Below are 14337 nucleotides of genomic sequence, written 5' to 3'. Positions count from 1 at the left end.
ACGGAGGAGGTTGTTTTAGATGGGGAAAATTGCTTTTATTTTTCCGGGACAAGGCTCCCAAGCTGTCGGGATGACTGAGAGCCTCGTCGCTCATGATCCTGATGGTAGTCAATGGCTTGACCGAGCCGACGCACGACTAGGTTATGCTTTATCCGATATTATTAAGAATGGGCCAGAAGAACGTCTGACGTTGACGGAAAACGCCCAACCGGCGATTTTGACAGCAAGCATGGTTGCTTTATCTTTATTGCAAAAAGCCGGGATCACCCCTGATTACGTTGCCGGCCATAGCCTTGGCGAGTATAGCGCCTTGGTGGCTGCTTCCGCTCTGTCGTTTGAAGACGCCGTATATGCGGTCAGGCAGCGCGGGCTGTTTATGGAAGAAGCCGTTCCAGCTGGGGTAGGAGCCATGGCGGCCATCCTTGGATTAGCCGCCGAAGATCTCGAAGCGATTTGCGCCGAAGTGTCCCAACAAGGCGATACGGTGGAAATTGCCAATCTAAATTGCCCTGGACAAATCGCGATCTCCGGAACGAAGGAAGGGGTGGAAAAGGCGTCCGCACTTGCCAAAGAAAAAGGGGCCAAACGCGCCATTCCATTGAATGTCAGCGGTCCGTTCCACTCTTCGCTTATGAAACCGGCGGCCGAAAAGATGAAGGCGGTATTGGCGGAAATCACCGTTAAAGATGCTGAAATTCCTGTCGTTGCCAACGTCACGGCTGATTTTGTCACTGAAAAAGACGACATTAAACGTCTGCTTATTGAACAGCTTTATTCACCGGTTCGCTGGATTGAAACGATTCAAAAACTGCGATCGCTTGGTGTGGATACGTTTGTTGAAGTCGGTCCCGGCAAGGTGTTATCGGGCCTGGTCAAAAAAATCGATAAAACCGCTACAATGTATGCGACTTATGACCAGGATCAATTGATCAAGACGATCGAAGCGTTAAAAGGAGGAGAATAAGACGTGGGAAAAACAGCCTTAGTGACTGGTGCTTCACGCGGCATTGGCCGCGCCGTGGCACTCGAGCTCGGCCGCATGGGGTATCGCGTGGCCGTAAACTATGCCGGCAATGCCGAAAAAGCGAATCTTGTCGTTGAAGAAATCAAAGCGTTAGGAACCGAAGCTTTTGCGCTTCAAGGTGATGTGAGCTCTGCGGAAACCGCGCAAGAGATGGTAAAAACCGTCACGGAAACCTTTGGTTCTTTGGATGTCCTCGTCAATAACGCCGGGATCACGCGGGATAATTTATTGATGCGCATGAAAGAAGAGGACTGGGATGCCGTCATCAATACCAATCTAAAAGGCGTCTTTAATATGACTAAAGCTGTATCGCGGGTCATGATGAAACAAAAACATGGTAAAATTATTAATATGGCGTCAGTTGTCGGTATCATCGGCAATCCCGGCCAAGCGAATTATGTCGCGGCCAAAGCCGGAGTGATCGGCTTGACGAAGTCTTCCGCGAGAGAATTGGCGGCGAGAAACATCACGGTAAATGCCGTTGCCCCGGGTTTTATCACTACGGACATGACGGAAGCTCTGCCGGAAGACGTTAAGAAAGCGATGCTCGCCCAAATTCCGCTCGCGCGTTTCGGGCAGCCTGAGGATGTCGCCAAAGTTGTCGGCTTTCTTGCCTCAGAAGCGAGTGACTATATGACGGGACAAGTCTTGTGTGTTGACGGCGGCATGGTCATGTAAGTGATTGACTCAATGGACAATCCGCGGTTACAATATTGGAGACAGGTTATTGCCATTTTCAATTTTAATTGATAGAATCCCTGAGGGGAGGTGACAAGCGTGGCCGAAGACATTTTTGAACGCGTCAAAAAAATTGTTGCAGATCGATTAGATGTCGACGAAGCCGATGTCAAACTCGAATCTTCCTTCAAAGAAGATTTGGAAGCTGATTCTCTCGATGTTGTTGAACTCGTTATGGAATTGGAAGACGAATTCGATCTCGAAATTTCCGATGAGGATGCTGAAAAAATCCTGACTGTTGGCGATGTAGTGGAATACATAAAAAACCATCAGTAATTTCAGGAATGAATGAAGTCCCGGATGTTGTCCGGGACTTTTCCAATAAAATGAAGCATGTTATGTTCACAAGACGGTTCGTCAATAATAAAACGTAAGCTTGTGTGCGAGGTGTTAGATTTGACTAAAAACAGGGGCGGCCTACAACAATCCGATCGAAAACAGCTTGACAAGATACATACCTTTTTAAACGACTACCAATTGACCTTTGAGAACGAAGCGTTGCTAAAACAAGCTTTTACCCACTCATCCTATGTCAATGAACACCGATTAACAGTCAGGTCGGATAACGAACGGCTCGAATTTTTAGGGGATGCCGTATTGGAACTGTTGGTGTCCCGTTTTTTATTTAAAAACTTCCCGGACATGAAAGAAGGACAATTAACGAAGCTAAGAGCTGCGATCGTTTGTGAACCCTCTCTCGTGATCTTGGCCAATGCGTGTGGTTTCGGTGAAATGATTTTTCTTGGTAGAGGAGAAGAAGCGACAGGAGGGAGAACGCGTCCGGCGCTTTTAGCGGATGTGTTTGAAGCTTTTATCGGGGCTTTGTATCTCGATCAAGGCATTGATGTCGTCGACCGTTTTCTCGAGACCGTGATGTATCCTAAAATTTCCGCAGGTGTTTTTTCACAAATGGCCGACTATAAAAGTCAGTTACAAGAAATGGTGCAGCGTCAAAACTTAGGTGTGTTGGACTATGAGGTCGTCTCGGAAAAAGGACCCGCCCATCACAAAGAATTTGTCTCAAATGTCTGCTTAAATGGAAAGGTATTGGGAACTGGTAAAGGAAGAACGAAAAAAGAATCCGAACAGATGGCGGCACATGTTGCGATTCAAAGCCTTAAAAAAGAAAACAGTTGACTCAAATGAACGGGGTCCCGTCAAAAAGATTTTTGATCATCATTGATGGGATAAACCGTTTGAGTCAACTTTTTTTATTCTTTACGAATTGAATTTATCACATGAACTATAGGTCAAAGTATTCAACCGTCAAGTGGCATTTATTTTCTTAACGCTCTGAGTTCATCTAAAATGCCTTCCCTCTCAAGGACGCTGAATGACGGTTTTTTCATGATCATTTGATATAAGGCGTAAAGATCCTCATAACGGTCAAACGAAATGGCTTCCGCCTTAAGAACATCGCGATTGACGAGTTGCAGTTTATCTTTGATACCTTCCAGCATCGTTTGTATATTGGCCAGGTTAGCCGTTTTTAAATCCATGATCGTTCCTCCAATTTCCGTGATTAATAAAAGCGTGCCACATATCAAGTGATTTGTAAAATAATATATGTTTTACAACCAAACCACATGTGTCCATTGTATCTCGTCTTTATTTCCTCCTTCTGTTAGTATAAAATAAAGGGGCTAGTGTGCACGGGAGGATTTTTCATGTTCCTGAAACAATTAGAAATCATCGGTTTTAAATCGTTCGCCAACAAAATCACGATCGATTTTTCACAGGGGGTTACGGCGGTTGTTGGCCCGAACGGCAGCGGAAAAAGCAATATCACGGATGCCATCCGCTGGGTCTTGGGTGAACAATCGGTCAAATCGTTGCGCGGGTCAAAGATGGAAGACATCATTTTTAGCGGTAGTGAAGAAAAACGGCCGCTCAATATGGCGGAAGTCACCCTCGTTCTCGATAACAATGACCACTACCTGTCTTATGATTATAGTGAGATCAGCGTCACACGCCGTGTGTTTCGCTCTGGTGAAAGTGAATTTTTGCTGAATGGGCAAAAATGCCGGTTAAAAGATATTGTGGATTTGTTCATGGACTCAGGGCTCGGCCGAGAAGCCTATTCTATCATTGGACAAGGCCGGATTGATGATATTTTAAACAGCAAGGCTGAAGAAAAACGGAAAATTTTTGAAGAAGCCGCTGGTGTTTTAAAATATAAGCTCCGAAAGCAAAGCGCCGAGCGAAAGCTGGAAGAGTCCCAAGAAAACTTAAACCGCGTAGAAGACATCATCTATGAACTTGATTCACAAATCGAACCACTCGAAGAGCAAGCGTCCGTGGCCAAGGATTATTTGGATAAAAAGGAACGCCTCGAGGCCATCGAAGTGGCGCTTCTCGCCCATGACATCGGCGCGACCCATGAGAAATGGGAACAGCGCGCCCAATCCGTTGAATCTTTAAAACAAAAGGCGCTTGATGAGTCTTCCGCTATTTCTAAACAGGAAGCAGAAGCCGAGCGCCTCAGGACGTATATCCAAGCCCTCGATGAATCGATTGATGAATTGCAGGAAGCGCTGCTTTTGGCGAGTGAACTCCAAGAAAAATATGAAGGTGAAAAAAAGGTCCTGGAAGAGCGGCGCAAACACGCGAGAGAAAATGCCGAGCGGTTTAAGCGCCAAATCGAAGACCTTGAGGCAAGAAAGCAACGGGAAGAAGAAGCGTTGATTAAGGAAAAAAAAGCGCTCGAAGCACAAAAAGCGCAGCTTGCCCAACTGGAAGCGGCTCTAAGGGAGAAAACCGAGGCGCTGGATCATTTTGAAAGAGATTTGGAGCAACGTCTTGAAAAGCTGAAAAATGATTATTTTGAACAACTCAATCAGGCTGCTGCCATGCGCAATGAAAAACGCTATCTTGAAGAACAACTGGCGCAAATTGAAAAGAAAGCTTCTCAGCTTGAAAATGAACAAGCAGGTATTCGCGAACAAGCTTCATCAGTGGCAACGGAGAAGAAAACCGTTGAAACGGAACTTCGCGCCAAATCGTCTGAATGGCAAGCCATTAAAGAAGAATTGAACCGACTTTTAGCGGAGCTTGATCAAAAGCGAGCCGACTGGGAAAGGCGGCGCACAGCTTTACAGAAGGCCGATCAATTGATCGACCAAGCGGAAGCGCGCCGCGGGATGCTTGTGGAAATGGAAGAGGCTTACGCCGGCTTTTTCGGTGGCGTTAAGGCGGTTCTAAAAGCAAAAGGCAAGCCGTTAAAAGGAATTAAAGGCGCGGTCGCTGAGCTTATTAAAGCGAACCGGGCTTATGAAGTGGCGATTGAAACCGCTTTGGGAAGCGCGATGCAGCATATCGTTGTCGACCGCGAAGAACATGCGCGCGAGGCGATCCAGTTTTTAAAAGCGAAGAAAGCGGGTCGAGCCACTTTTCTGCCGCTCTCTGTAATCAAACCGCGCTGGATTCCAGACCGCGAGCTTCAAGCCGTGCAAGATCATTCCGCGTTTGTCGGCACAGGGGCCGCGCTTGTGGAATACGATCACGCCTATCATGCGGTGATTGGGCATTTGCTCGGATCGATTGTCGTTGCCAAAGATTTGAAAGGCGCAAATGAACTTGCGCGATTGCTTGGTTATAAGTATCGCATCGTCACTTTAGATGGCGATGTCGTCAGCCCCGGTGGCGCCATGTCCGGCGGCAGCCGAAAAACGACTGGCGTCAATCTTCTCGGTCGCGGCCGTGAAATCGAAAGCCTTACAAAACAATTAGCGGAAATGAAAGAAAAGCGCACCGCACTGGCTCAGGAAATACAGACGCTGAAGGAAGCGCTGCAAGCCGATGATAAGCGTCGGCAAACATTGGAAAAACAAGAAGCTCTGTTAGCTGATGAGGTGCGAACGCTTGAAGCAAAAGCCAAAGAAATGGGATTCGTCGAAAAAAGCGTGAATGAACGCATCGCCCTCTACAATCGGGACCAAGAGCGCTTTGAACAGGAAAAAGCGGAACTTACCGCGCGCCTTGATGCCCTCACTAAGGCGTTAGCTGAAAGCGCAAAGCAGGAAGAAGCCGTCAATCGGGATATTGAAAAGTTATCCCATCAAAAACAACATCAAGAAGAAGCGAAAGTTGAGCTTCAAAATGAAATCACCGAATTAAAAGTGGCTTATGCCCGCCAAAAAGAAGTGGTGGCCACCCAATCCGAACGCACGGTCCAACGTTCAGAGCAGCTCAAGATGATTGCCAAGGAGCTTGACCAAGCCAAATCGGCGGTCGCCTCACTGGATTCTTCACTTCAAGACCAAATTCGCAATCAAGAAATACTGGTCCAAAGCATTGAAGAAGGGCGAAAAGACAAAGAGCGGCTGAATGCTTGGATTGCCGAAAGGCGGAAGATGCGCTTAGAATTATCCGAGACATTGCGCATTGGAGAAGAAGAACTCAAGGAATTAAAACGGATATATAAAGGGACAGAAGAAGCGCTGCGCCGCGATGAAATAGCCTTAGAGCGGCTCGATGTCGAACTCGATAATTTGCTTGACCGTTTGCGGGAAGAATACCACATCGGTTATGAGATGGCAAAAGAGCGCCATCCGCTGACCATGGAACCCGATGAAGCTCGTAAACAAGTGAAATTGTTAAAGCGGGCGATCGATGAACTCGGTCATGTCAACCTCGGCGCCATCGAAGAATTCGAACGGGTCTCGACAAGACTACGCTTTCTGAAGGATCAGCGCGAAGATCTCCTGCAGGCCAAGCAAACGCTGTTAAACGTCATCAATGAAATGGATGAAGAAGTTCGGAAGCGCTTTGGGGATGTGTTCGAACGCGTCCGCGAACAATTTCAAATCGTCTTTAAACAATTGTTTGGAGGCGGTCATGCCGATTTGCAGTTAACAGACCCAAATGACCTTTTATATAGCGGCGTTGATATTTTAGCCCAGCCGCCCGGAAAGAAATTGCAACAACTTTCATTATTATCCGGCGGCGAGCGGGCGCTCACGGCCATCGCCCTTTTATTTGCGATTTTAAAAGTTCGTCCAGTCCCGTTTTGCGTATTGGACGAAGTCGAAGCGGCGCTTGATGATGCCAATGTCGACCGCTATGCGGATTTTCTACGAAATTTTAGCCGTGAAACCCAATTTATCGTCGTCACCCACCGAAAGGGAACGATGGAACAAGCCGATGTATTGTATGGCGTGACCATGCAGGAATCCGGTGTATCCAAACTTGTCTCGGTACGCTTGGAGGATACAGAAAAATTGGTCGGCTAATCACGGGAGGAGTTTACATGAGCTTTTTTAAAAAATTGAAAGAGAAACTCGCCGGGCAAAAAGAGAGCGTGACATCAAAATTTAAGGATGGCTTGTCTAAAACCCGCCATTCCGTCGCGCAAAAAGTGAATAACCTCGTGAAACGCTACAGAAAAGTCGACGAGGAATTTTTTGAAGAACTGGAAGAGATCTTAATAACCGCCGATGTCGGTGTTCATACCGTTATGGATTTGATTGATGAATTAAAAGATCAAGCCCGATCGCGAAACATCAAAGAGACGAGCGAACTACAAGATGTGATCATTGAAGTATTAGCCAAAATGTTAACAAAAGACGAGGAAGAAACAAAACTTCGCCTGAACCCGGATGGAACGACGGTGATTTTAATGGTTGGTGTCAATGGCGTCGGCAAGACGACGACGATTGGCAAGCTCGCTAACCGTTTTAAACAGGAAGGAAAAAGCGTGCTTTTGGCAGCGGGCGATACTTTCCGCGCTGGAGCGATCGATCAATTGGAAGTCTGGGGCAAGCGCGCAGGGGTTGATGTCATTAAACATCAAGAAGGTTCCGATCCCGCAGCTGTCATTTATGATGCGCTGCAAGCGGCCAAATCCAGGAAAGTCGATGTGTTAATTTGCGATACGGCTGGGCGCTTGCAAAATAAAGTCAATTTAATGAAGGAATTGGAAAAAGTCAAGCGCGTCATCAGCCGTGAATTTCCAGGAGCACCGCACGAAGTCCTTTTGGCGCTCGATGCGACCACCGGCCAAAACGCCCTCTCTCAAGCAAAGGAATTTGGCAAAGCAACAGACGTCACCGGCATCGTGTTAACAAAGCTGGATGGGACAGCCAAAGGAGGCATCGTCTTTGCCATCCGACATGAATTGGATTTACCTGTTAAATTTGTCACACTTGGTGAAGGTATTGATGACATCCAGCCTTTCGATGCCGATGCCTTTGTTTACGGTCTATTTTCCGAAATGATGACAGAAGCGGGTGGCGATGCCGAATAGGGTCGCCACCGTTACGTTTCCGATGGACGAACACTGCGATCGACGTGCGAACAGGCCCTTATAAACTCATGTGAAAAAGCTGTTAAGAAAAAAGACTTGACACACATGATAATTGCCGATATGATAGGGATGTAAAGTGTCAGTACTTTACGGGAAGTGGTATCATGCTGCTGGAGAAAACGATGCGCCTTAACGCCCTGTATGACTTTTATCAACCGCTTTTGACACCGAAACAGAGGGAATATATGGATCTTTATTATGCCGATGACTATTCCCTCGGTGAAATCGCTGAAATGTTTGGGGTCAGTCGCCAAGCGGTATACGATAATCTCAAGCGGACGGAAAGCGCATTGGAAGCCTTCGAAAAAAAGCTTGGCCTGTATGAGAAATACAACCGCCGCACGAAGCTGCTTCAGGAATTGAAAGAGGCGCTTCTAGCCAAGGCGCCCGATATCAAAAGAAGTGTTGAGATCATTCGCTTACTTGAGAACCTGGATTAGGAGGCGGTTAACATGGCATTCGAAAGTTTAGCCGACCGACTTCAAGAAACGTTTAAGAAAATCAGGGGTAAAGGCAAGGTTTCCGAAGCTGACGTCAAAGAAATGACGCGGGAAGTGCGCTTGGCACTGCTCGAAGCCGACGTTAACTTTAAAGTCGTTAAAGACTTTATTAACAAAGTGAAAGAACGGGCCGTCGGTCAAGAAGTTTTAAAAAGCTTGACACCGGGGCAACAAGTGATTAAAGTTGTTCAGGATGAGCTTACAGAACTGATGGGCTCAGAAGTCAGTAAGCTAAAGATCGCTCAAAAGCCACCGACCGTCATCATGCTGGTTGGCTTGCAAGGCGCCGGTAAAACGACGACAACCGGAAAACTTGCCAATTATGTGCGCAAGCAGCTGAATAAAAACCCGCTTCTCGTAGCCGCCGACGTTTATCGACCGGCAGCGATAAAGCAATTGGAGACGCTTGGAAAACAATTAAATATGCCGGTGTTCTCCCTCGGCGACCAAGCCAATCCTGTGGATATTGCCAAGCAAGGCTTGGAAAAAGCAAAGGCTGACCATCACGACATCGTTTTCATCGATACCGCAGGACGTTTGCACATTGATGAGGCGATGATGGAGGAATTGCGGCAAATTAAAGCCGCCGTTAACCCTGACGAAGTCATCCTTGTGGTCGATGCGATGACCGGTCAAGACGCGGTGAATGTCGCGGAAAGCTTCAATGAAAGCCTCGATATCACAGGGGTAATTTTAACGAAGCTGGATGCCGATACGCGCGGTGGGGCTGCCCTGTCGGTAAAGGCCGTTACCGGTAAGCCGATCAAGTTTGCCGCAACGGGCGAAAAACTCGATGCTCTTGAACCATTTTATCCTGATCGCATGGCCAGCCGCATCCTCGGCATGGGCGATGTGCTGTCCTTGATTGAAAAAGCCCAAGCGAGTGTGGATGAAGAAAAAGCCAAAGAAATGGAAAAGAAGCTGCGCGATTTAAGCTTTACCTTGGATGACTTTTTGGACCAACTCGCGCAAATTCGGAAAATGGGGCCGCTCGAAGATTTGTTGGCAATGATGCCAGGTATGAATAAGGTCAAGGGCTTAAAAAACGTCAAAATTGACGAAAAGCAACTGAGTCATATCGAGGCCATCATTCGCTCGATGACCCCACAAGAAAAAGCCGACCCCGATATCATTAACGCCAGCCGCAAAAAACGGATTGCCAATGGCAGCGGGACATCGATTCAGGATGTCAATCGCTTGCTGAAGCAATTTAAAGACATGAAGAAAATGATGAAGCAAATGATGGGCATGACAAAAGGCAAGAAGAAAAAAGGCTTGTTTAATCTGCCCTTTATGTAATGGATGTAACGATGAAGCCATCGTTCACATAAACAACTAAAACACTAAGAAACATATTAGGAAGGTGTCACACAATGGCAGTAAAAATTCGTCTAAAACGCATGGGGGCTAAAAAACGCCCGTTCTATCGCGTTGTTGTTGCAGATTCTCGTTCACCGCGCGACGGCCGGATTATTGACCAAATCGGGACTTACAATCCGGTAGCTCAACCGGCTGAAGTCTCTATCAATGAAGAAAAAGCTTTAAAATGGCTCTCCGACGGTGCTCAGCCTTCGGATACCGTCCGCAATTTGTTCTCCAAACAAGGCATTTTAGAGAAGTTTCATAACCAAAGAAACTCTAAATAAGGAAACGGCAAGTTTCTCGGCGGATTTCAGCATCCGGTCGAATTATTATTTGAGGTGATGTTGGATGGATGAGCTCATTAAAGGGATCGTCGCGCCATTTGTCGACCATCCCGATGATGTCCGAGTTGTACGAGAACAAAATAACGATGAAGTGACATATATTTTAACTGTTAACAAAGCGGATATGGGTAAGGTCATCGGTAAGAAAGGCCGCATGGCAAGCGCGATCCGCACCGTCGTCCACGCGGCGGGACTGGCTCATCACGAAAAGGCAACATTGACCATCAGAGAATAAAACGGGGGAAGGAGGCATCCTTCCCTTGTTATTTTACTGGGTAGAAAGTCGAGCATTTTTTCGGCTAGCATCATGTTAATGAACGAGCTAGCTTTGCCTAAAAAGGTTTAAATGCTGACTACTCAACATGATCACATACATAAAAGGCGCGCGGCTTTTCATCGCACACATGTATTGAAAAGAGGTGTCTACAGTGAAGGAATGGTATCTTGTCGGAAAAATCGTCAATACGCATGGGATTCGCGGTGAAGTACGCGTGATCAGCCATACGGACTTTCCCGAAGAGCGCTATGCGACGGGCAGCCATTTATACGTCGGGAAGAATCGTACATCGGAAAAGTTAGAAGTGGTTGTCGAAAGCCATCGCCGGCATAAAAATTTTGATCTCCTCAAATTTGAAGGTTTTAACAATATCAATGATGTCGAACGGTTTAAAGGGCAATCCTTATACGTGAGTGAGGACCAACTATCGGAATTGGGAGAGAACGAATTTTATTACCACGAAATCATCGGCTGTGAGGTTTTTGATGAAAAAGGCGAGCGGCTTGGCACCATATCCGAGATTCTCTCACCTGGCGCAAATGATGTCTGGGTCGTTAAAAGAAAAGGCAAAAAGGATCTTTTGCTGCCTTATATTGCTGATGTCGTGAAATCGGTGGATCCGGCGACCAAGCGTGTGGACGTCGAACTCATGCCGGGGTTGGTCGATGATGAAGATTGATATTTTAACCTTGTTTCCGGACATGTTTACCGGTGTTTTTCAAGAATCCATTTTAAAAAAGGCGTCTGAACGTGGGCTTGTTTCATTCCGCGTCACGAATTTCCGCGACTTTGCGGATAACAAACATCGAAAAGTTGATGATTATCCTTACGGCGGTGGGGCCGGCATGGTCCTTATGCCACAACCGCTTTTTGATGCGGTTGATCATGTTAAAGCGCAAACGGCGTCGGATGCACGCGTCATCCTTATGACGCCGCAAGGAGAACGGTTCACGCAAAAAAAAGCGGAGGAGCTGGCCAAAGAAGAGCACTTAATTTTTATTTGCGGTCATTACGAAGGATATGATGAACGGATCCGCGAGCATTTAGCGACCGATGAAATTTCGATCGGTGATTTTGTGTTAACCGGCGGGGAGCTCGCGGCAATGGTCATTGTTGACAGCGTCGTACGGCTTTTACCGGGGGTTCTGGGAAATGAAGCATCACCCGTCACCGATTCCTTTTCAACGGGACTCCTCGAGCATCCGCAATATACGCGACCGGCTGATTTTCGCGGCATGAAGGTGCCGGATGTGTTATTATCAGGAAACCATGCACGCATAGAAACATGGCGAAAAAAAGAGTCATTGCGCCGCACTTTGGAGCGCCGGCCGGACCTCCTCGAAAACTACGCGTTGAATGAAGTGGAAAAGGCATTGCTTGAGGAAATCAAGAACGAAAAATAAGAGAGAGGCTCGGACAAAACCTTCTCAACGCTTTTGTCCCGGCCTCTTTTTTCATGATGTTTTTTCATCTTATTCAACAACAGAAATTTTATATTCAGTAAACCATACATGAAATTGCCCTAAGAAGGCCAAAAGTTGCGGTCCAGTCATCAGTTGACCAAACCACGGGATTTGATAGACGGCTCCACCAGTCCTTAATAACTCCCGCAATTTTTCCCCTTTAAAAAACTCGTGAAGCGGAGAACTTTTGTCTTCTAGAATTTTTCCCAACCAAACAGTAACGCCTTTTGTGTATGCAGGATGATGCGTTTTCGGGTAAGGACTTTTCTTTCGATAGAGTATCTCTTTAGGTAAAAGGTCTTCTAAAGCCTTTCGTAAAATACCCTTTTCCCTTCCATCCGCCGTTTTCATTTCCCAAGGGATATTCCAGACATATTCAACGATGCGATGATCAGCAAATGGAACCCGTACTTCAAGCGATGCGCCCATGCTCATACGGTCTTTTCGATCCAGCAAAGTGGTCATAAACCAAATCATGTTCAAGTAAAAAAGTTTCCGCCGATCGGATGCTTCCTCGCTTTCTGCATCCAATAACGGTGTTTCCCGAACCGTTTCCTTATACCGATTTTCGATATATTCATCCATATTTAGCTTACTCAACCAATGATCCGCTAGTAAATCTTTTCTTGCTTCTAATGAGCGAATCCACGGGAAACCCTGCACGGATTGGGCATGCTGTTTATAAAACCACGGGTAACCGCCAAAAATCTCATCGGCACATTCCCCGGAAAGACTGACGACAAAATCTTTTTTGATTTCCCGACAAAACCAAAGAAGGGACGAATCGATATCAGCCATGCCGGGGGTATCCCGAACGATAACCGCTTCCGTTAAATACTGGATCAAATCGTCGTTGGAGATGACACAATGGTGATGGATGGTGTTAAATTTTCGGGCAATGACATCGATAAAAGCACGATCTGAATGAGGTTGGAACTCCGAACTTTGAAAAAAGCGGTCATTATCTTCATAATCAATGGAAAAAGTATGGAGTTCTCCTTTCCCTGTTTCCGCAAAATGGTTGGCGGCAATGGCTGTAATTGCACTAGAATCCAAACCACCAGATAAAAAGGTACAGACCGGTACATCCGAAACGAGCTGTCTTTCAACCGCATCTTTAACTAAAAATCGTACCTTCTCAATCGTTTCTTCCAAAGAGTCGGTATGTGCTTCACTTTTGACTTGCCAATAACGCCAAACTTTCAAACCATCCCGGGAAAAGGTTAAGGAATGAGCAGGCCGCAATTCAACGATCTCTTGAAAAATGCCATGGCCAGGGGTGCGAGAAGGACCCAAGGCTAAAACTTCTGCCAGCCCATCAAGACCAATTTTTGTTTCGACCTCTGGATGGGCGAGGATCGCTTTAATTTCCGACCCAATTAATAAAGTACCGTTTTTTTCCCGATAAAAGAGCGGTTTTACCCCTAAACGGTCTCGAGAGGCAAAGACTTTTTGTGCGGCTTGATCCCAAACGACGAAGGCAAAAATTCCATTAAGATAATGGACGCACTCCTCCTTCCATTCCATATAAGCGGAAAGCAGAACTTCGGTATCGCTGTGGCCTTTAAAGGTATGACCGCGTTTTAATAACTCTTTTCGAATGTCTTCGGTATTATAAAGTTCGCCATTATAGATGATGGTGCAAGTATTTCCCTTAAACGCTTTTGTCATAGGCTGTTTTCCACCAACAAGATCCACCACTGCCAACCGTTTATGGCCAAAGGCTACCGACTGATCAAAAAAATAATTGGTGTCATCCGGCCCACGCTTCGATAATGTTTCCGTCATTTGTTTGATCGTCTCACGTTCACCACTTACATTTCTTCGGAAGTCAACCAAAGCCGCAATTCCACACATACGATTCATCCTTTCGTTTCAGATGGAAATGATAAAATAGCATATTTTTTTTAGGCTTGTTCGGTGATTCCTTCTAGAAAAAAATGAGATTGGGACAAAACCAGCTTATATGATGGAAAAACAATCTGGTAAGTTGGCTGTTTTCCATTTTATGGAGCGTCTGCTCATTTTCCGTCGGCTAGAGCCCCAAAATTGCGCATAAATTGGGTTTTTGCTCATTTTCGGTGGCTGTTCGAACTGAAACTGCTTATATGCTCCAATTATTTACAGTTTCCGCACTCGTTTTTTTAATTCCTTGAATGTTTGCGCGGTTTGTGTAGCGCATGAATGGTTTTGAAGCTGGAAGGTAAGTGAATAAAAAAAGTGGATTCGGTTGTGACGCTGCACCCCCGCAAAGCCTAGGAAAATGGGGGCTTTGCGGGTGCGCGTCGTTGGGGGCCCCATAAAGATCCGGAATGGCTTTTCCGC

Annotated in this window: 15 protein-coding genes; 12 read left to right on the top strand and 3 right to left on the bottom strand. The window is 46.3% G+C overall.

Annotation, left to right across the window (positions count from 1 at the left end):
• The first annotated feature begins 19 nt into the window (after positions 1–19).
• The 4 genes from fabD (at position 20) to rnc (ending at position 2899) form a co-directional block, all read left to right on the top strand.
• On the top strand, positions 20–964 hold the full coding sequence (gene fabD / locus H532_RS0114695; RefSeq protein WP_027726085.1) for an ACP S-malonyltransferase: 945 nt from the start codon (positions 20–22) through the stop codon (positions 962–964).
• A 3-nt stretch (positions 965–967) separates the two neighbouring features.
• Positions 968–1702 carry a 3-oxoacyl-[acyl-carrier-protein] reductase gene (gene fabG / locus H532_RS0114690; RefSeq protein ID WP_027726084.1) on the top strand — a complete coding sequence of 245 codons (735 nt, stop codon included), beginning with the start codon at positions 968–970 and terminating at the stop codon, positions 1700–1702.
• A gap of 99 nt (positions 1703–1801) precedes the next feature.
• The gene (gene acpP, locus H532_RS0114685) at positions 1802–2038 is read left to right on the top strand and encodes an acyl carrier protein (RefSeq protein WP_027726083.1); all 237 of its coding nucleotides are present in this window, start codon (positions 1802–1804) and stop codon (positions 2036–2038) included.
• Between the two features lie 120 nt (positions 2039–2158).
• Positions 2159–2899: a ribonuclease III gene (gene rnc, locus H532_RS0114680; protein WP_038112641.1), complete on the top strand. Its 741-nt coding sequence runs from the start codon at positions 2159–2161 to the stop codon at positions 2897–2899.
• A gap of 140 nt (positions 2900–3039) precedes the next feature.
• Here rnc and H532_RS0114675 read toward each other — a convergent pair whose 3' ends face one another.
• Positions 3040–3261: a DUF1128 domain-containing protein gene (locus tag H532_RS0114675; RefSeq protein WP_027726081.1), complete on the bottom strand. Its 222-nt coding sequence runs from the start codon at positions 3259–3261 to the stop codon at positions 3040–3042.
• Positions 3262–3429: 168 nt separating this feature from the next.
• On the opposite strand from H532_RS0114675, the gene smc reads away from it, so the two are divergent.
• From smc to trmD, 8 genes are all read left to right on the top strand, one after another.
• On the top strand, positions 3430–6993 hold the full coding sequence (smc, locus tag H532_RS0114670; RefSeq protein ID WP_027726080.1) for a chromosome segregation protein SMC: 3564 nt from the start codon (positions 3430–3432) through the stop codon (positions 6991–6993).
• A 17-nt stretch (positions 6994–7010) separates the two neighbouring features.
• Positions 7011–8006, top strand: coding sequence for a signal recognition particle-docking protein FtsY (ftsY, locus tag H532_RS0114665; protein ID WP_027726079.1), 996 nt, complete (start codon positions 7011–7013; stop codon positions 8004–8006).
• A gap of 167 nt (positions 8007–8173) precedes the next feature.
• Positions 8174–8506, top strand: coding sequence for a putative DNA-binding protein (locus H532_RS0114660; RefSeq protein ID WP_027726078.1), 333 nt, complete (start codon positions 8174–8176; stop codon positions 8504–8506).
• Positions 8507–8518: 12 nt separating this feature from the next.
• The gene (ffh, locus tag H532_RS0114655) at positions 8519–9865 is read left to right on the top strand and encodes a signal recognition particle protein (protein WP_027726077.1); all 1347 of its coding nucleotides are present in this window, start codon (positions 8519–8521) and stop codon (positions 9863–9865) included.
• 74 nt (positions 9866–9939) lie between these two features.
• Positions 9940–10212: a 30S ribosomal protein S16 gene (rpsP, locus tag H532_RS0114650; protein ID WP_027726076.1), complete on the top strand. Its 273-nt coding sequence runs from the start codon at positions 9940–9942 to the stop codon at positions 10210–10212.
• Positions 10213–10276: 64 nt separating this feature from the next.
• On the top strand, positions 10277–10507 hold the full coding sequence (locus H532_RS0114645; RefSeq protein ID WP_027726075.1) for a KH domain-containing protein: 231 nt from the start codon (positions 10277–10279) through the stop codon (positions 10505–10507).
• 193 nt (positions 10508–10700) lie between these two features.
• A complete protein-coding gene (gene rimM / locus H532_RS0114640) occupies positions 10701–11228 on the top strand; it encodes a ribosome maturation factor RimM (protein ID WP_027726074.1) in 528 nt (175 codons plus the stop codon).
• Positions 11218–11952 carry a tRNA (guanosine(37)-N1)-methyltransferase TrmD gene (gene trmD, locus H532_RS0114635; protein ID WP_027726073.1) on the top strand — a complete coding sequence of 245 codons (735 nt, stop codon included), beginning with the start codon at positions 11218–11220 and terminating at the stop codon, positions 11950–11952. Before rimM ends, trmD begins: the two co-directional genes overlap by 11 nt.
• A gap of 69 nt (positions 11953–12021) precedes the next feature.
• Here the strand turns inward: trmD and asnB are convergent, their stop codons facing one another.
• Positions 12022–13869, bottom strand: a complete 1848-nt coding sequence (gene asnB / locus H532_RS0114630) for an asparagine synthase (glutamine-hydrolyzing) (RefSeq protein WP_027726072.1) — start codon at positions 13867–13869, stop codon at positions 12022–12024.
• A gap of 264 nt (positions 13870–14133) precedes the next feature.
• Positions 14134–14337 (bottom strand): hypothetical protein (locus H532_RS20740; RefSeq protein ID WP_211231980.1); only part of this gene is annotated, 204 nt, incomplete at its 5' end.

It is taken from the genome of Tuberibacillus calidus DSM 17572, assembly GCF_000430685.1.
Classification (GTDB): Bacteria; Bacillota; Bacilli; order Bacillales; family Sporolactobacillaceae; genus Tuberibacillus; species Tuberibacillus calidus.
The sequence above is the reverse complement of the archived record's forward strand: the minus strand, read 5'-3'. Positions and strand labels throughout refer to the sequence as shown.

Bases quoted from the DNA above. Each gene is read 5' to 3' on its own strand.
- ffh (WP_027726077.1), top strand. From the start codon at position 8,519: ATGGCATTCGAAAGTTTAGCCGACCGACTTCAAGAAACGTTTAAGAAA.
- smc (WP_027726080.1), top strand. From the start codon at position 3,430: ATGTTCCTGAAACAATTAGAAATCATCGGTTTTAAATCGTTCGCCAAC.
- asnB (WP_027726072.1), bottom strand. From the start codon at position 13,869: ATGTGTGGAATTGCGGCTTTGGTTGACTTCCGAAGAAATGTAAGTGGT.
- H532_RS0114675 (WP_027726081.1), bottom strand. From the start codon at position 3,261: ATGGATTTAAAAACGGCTAACCTGGCCAATATACAAACGATGCTGGAA.
- rpsP (WP_027726076.1), top strand. From the start codon at position 9,940: ATGGCAGTAAAAATTCGTCTAAAACGCATGGGGGCTAAAAAACGCCCG.
- fabD (WP_027726085.1), top strand. From the start codon at position 20: ATGGGGAAAATTGCTTTTATTTTTCCGGGACAAGGCTCCCAAGCTGTC.
- ftsY (WP_027726079.1), top strand. From the start codon at position 7,011: ATGAGCTTTTTTAAAAAATTGAAAGAGAAACTCGCCGGGCAAAAAGAG.
- trmD (WP_027726073.1), top strand. From the start codon at position 11,218: ATGAAGATTGATATTTTAACCTTGTTTCCGGACATGTTTACCGGTGTT.
- H532_RS0114645 (WP_027726075.1), top strand. From the start codon at position 10,277: ATGGATGAGCTCATTAAAGGGATCGTCGCGCCATTTGTCGACCATCCC.